This window comes from Microbacterium sp. P5_E9, assembly GCF_054049175.1.
Genome location: NZ_JBFUMV010000108.1, coordinates 1 through 574, shown reverse-complemented (window position 1 = coordinate 574; position 574 = coordinate 1). Strand labels below are relative to the sequence as shown.

Annotated in this window: 1 protein-coding gene; it reads left to right on the top strand. The window is 63.1% G+C overall.

All coding sequences use genetic code 11. From position 1 onward, the window contains the following. The coding region (locus ACXJ3V_RS20485) for an SDR family oxidoreductase (RefSeq protein ID WP_457102196.1) at positions 1–219 on the top strand (219 nt) is incomplete at its 5' end. Positions 220–574 lie beyond the last annotated feature (355 nt).

Below are 574 nucleotides of genomic sequence, written 5' to 3'. Positions count from 1 at the left end.
GGCGCCATCCGGACGCCGATCAACACCGCCGCGTGGTCCACACCGGAAGCGTATGCGGAGCTCATGAAACTGGTGCCCTACAAGCGCATCGGGGAGATCGAGGAGATAGGGCGTGCGGCGGTTTGGCTCGCGTCGGACTTCACGGACTACATCGTCGGGACAACGCTCTTCATCGACGGCGGCATGACGCTCTACCCCGGCTTCGAAACAGGAGGGTAGTCCGTCGTGCCAAGGACAGCGCTGTCGCGTTCGCTGACCCGCTGGCCCCGCTGGCCCCGCGGGCCCCGCTGGCCCCGCTGGAAGAATCGTAAGTGCGGTTTGGCTCACAGCGACGAAATGAGATCTCATGTTTGCGTCCTCTAAGGCGACGTCGGGGACATAGTGACGGAGCCTCCGTCCAAATCACGACAGGAGGTTGAGCAATAGCTTCGTAGCACCTATGAGTGCTTCTCAAGTGCGGCGCTAGGGTCCGTCGCTAGGTCGACGGTCCTGCTGCGGCCGAAGACGGCTTGTGTTGCCTCGCCGAAAACGAGCTCACCCGGACAGTCTCGGACGCCGAAGCCGAGTCCAGAGA